The following is a 1,892-nucleotide window of genomic DNA, read 5'->3' as shown; positions in this document are numbered from 1 at the left end:
CCCCCTTTTTTAAGCTATCCATTAGGCAAAAGTAGTCGAAACGGTGATAGAGACTAGGATTTAGGCAAGGATTGGGAGAGGAGTGGTGAGAGCCATTATTAGACGAATAGGGGTTTCCCAAGACTGCGATCACAAAATAAGAAGTGCGATCGCAAAATAAGAAGTGCGATCGCAAAATAAGAAGTGCGATCGCTAGACGAATAGGGGTCTCCCAAGAGTGCGATTGCCAACTCTTAGAGAGGCTAGGCCAAATCATAGCTATCGCCACTGGGAAACGCTTCGCGCTTATTGGGCGGGTTGAAGCTGCTCCCCACCCAAACACTGTACTGGCGTGGCAAGATACCGTAGGGAGCGCTTCAACCTCCGCTGCGCCGCCCAATCTTTCCCAGTTGTAGTATCAACTTAACAATCGTGTTCGCACTTTGTGGACAGCAAGGCTAAGGTTGTGAGAGTATCAGAGGAAAAGTCAATCAGGGGATGAAGAAGAACAAATGAAGGATTGGATAAGCCAGGAAATAAATCCAAAATTTTTCAGGACATACGCCATGCCAAAAGATTGAGAAAGACACTGTTGCTCATAGCGCGAACATCCAGGAGAAACAGTACCGAAAGCGAGTGGTAATGCGAACAAAAGCCAAAGTATCTACAGATTTTGGTCAAATGAGAAAGTGAAAAAAACACAAATATTGGCTTCACACAGGGAAGGTGTAGTCAGGAGGTGTGTAGAAGCAGGAGTAGTACTGGCTATACAGGATACGACCGACTTGGAGTATACAACACATGAAGCAACCAAAGATTTGGGATATATCAATCAGACTCCTCAACAAGGAATCAAAGTTCATAGCTGTATAGCAGTAAGTAGCAAAGGAGAACCATTGGGAATGCTACATCAGCAGAGTTGGACAAGAAAGCAAAGGAGTGGAAAGAAAAAAGAACGCAAGAAAAAACCAATTCAAGAAAAAGAAAGCTATCGATGGTTACAGACAGCTAAAGGAGCCGAAGAAGGACTAGCCGAAAAAATCCAGCTTATACATGTTGCAGATCGTGAGGCTGATATCTTTGAGTTATTTGCCCAAAAGCGCTCTGCCAATAGCGAATTACTGATTAGAGGAGAGTATAACCGCAGAGTGAAAGAGGAGATGGGATATCTGTTACCGATGATTGAACAAGGGTCAATTTTAGGTACAATGACCATTAACTTGGAGCGTAATCCCAAACGTCGAGCTCGTCAAGCAACATTGCAAATCCGAGGGATGAGAGTCACACTGGAAGTACCTCATGCATCACCCCAAACCTCACAATCTCCATCCAGTGGAAATTAACGTACTACTGGTAGAAGAAACGGAGAAACCGGCTGATGGTAGTCAACCTATTCGTTGGTTGTTGCTCACTACTCTACCCATTGATGACTTCCAACAAGCTTGGCAATGTGTACGGTGGTATAGCTATCGATGGCTTATAGAACGCTTTCACAAAACCGCTAAAAAGTGGTTGACGCGCGCGAAAAACTTCAACTCCAAACCCGAGAGCGTTTACTCAAAGCATTGGCTACTTATAACATTGTTGCTTGGCGACTAATGTGGTTGACGTAATCTCGCTCGACTTAATCCGAATGCTTCTTGCCAAGTTGTTTTCTCTCCAGCGGAATGGAAACTCTTGCGACGTAAATTTCAACCCAAAAACCGCTCGAAAAAACCTCCTACTCTTCATCAAGCTCTGATGAGCGATTGCGCGCTTGGGTGGATTTTTGGCTCGTAGTGGAGATGGTGAACCTGGCCTGAAAACTCTCTGGCGAGGGCAAACGACCTTCTACCATTTGTTTGAAGGTTCACAACTTGCTTCTACATCCTAGTCTCTATCACCGTTTCGACTACTTTTGCCTAATGGATAGC

3 protein-coding genes and 1 pseudogene are annotated in these 1,892 nt (G+C 44.8%); 3 read left to right on the top strand and 1 reads right to left on the bottom strand.

All coding sequences use genetic code 11. The features are described from left to right. A partial coding sequence (locus F6K51_RS36525; protein ID WP_293030863.1) for a hypothetical protein occupies nt 1-379 on the bottom strand: 379 nt, incomplete at its 3' end. Nucleotides 380-641: 262 nt separating this feature from the next. Here F6K51_RS36525 and F6K51_RS36520 point away from each other — a divergent pair. From F6K51_RS36520 to F6K51_RS36510, 3 genes and pseudogenes are all read left to right on the top strand, one after another. Then, entirely contained in the window at nt 642-1,322 is a 681-nt protein-coding gene (locus tag F6K51_RS36520) for an IS4 family transposase (RefSeq protein ID WP_293030865.1), read from the top strand. Further along, nucleotides 1,312-1,578, top strand: a complete 267-nt coding sequence (locus F6K51_RS36515) for a hypothetical protein (RefSeq protein WP_293030860.1) — start codon at nt 1,312-1,314, stop codon at nt 1,576-1,578. Before F6K51_RS36520 ends, F6K51_RS36515 begins: the two co-directional genes overlap by 11 nt. Nucleotides 1,579-1,689: 111 nt before the next feature. Then, nucleotides 1,690-1,798 (top strand): annotated as a pseudogene (locus F6K51_RS36510) (IS4 family transposase); the annotation flags it as partial. Between the last annotated feature and the right edge of the window lie 94 nt (nt 1,799-1,892).

Origin of the sequence: Moorena sp. SIO3I8 (genome assembly GCF_010692325.1) — a bacterium.
GTDB lineage: Bacteria > Cyanobacteriota > Cyanobacteriia > Cyanobacteriales > Coleofasciculaceae > Moorena.
Note: the sequence above shows the minus strand (reverse complement) of the source record. Positions and strands in the feature narration are given on the sequence as shown.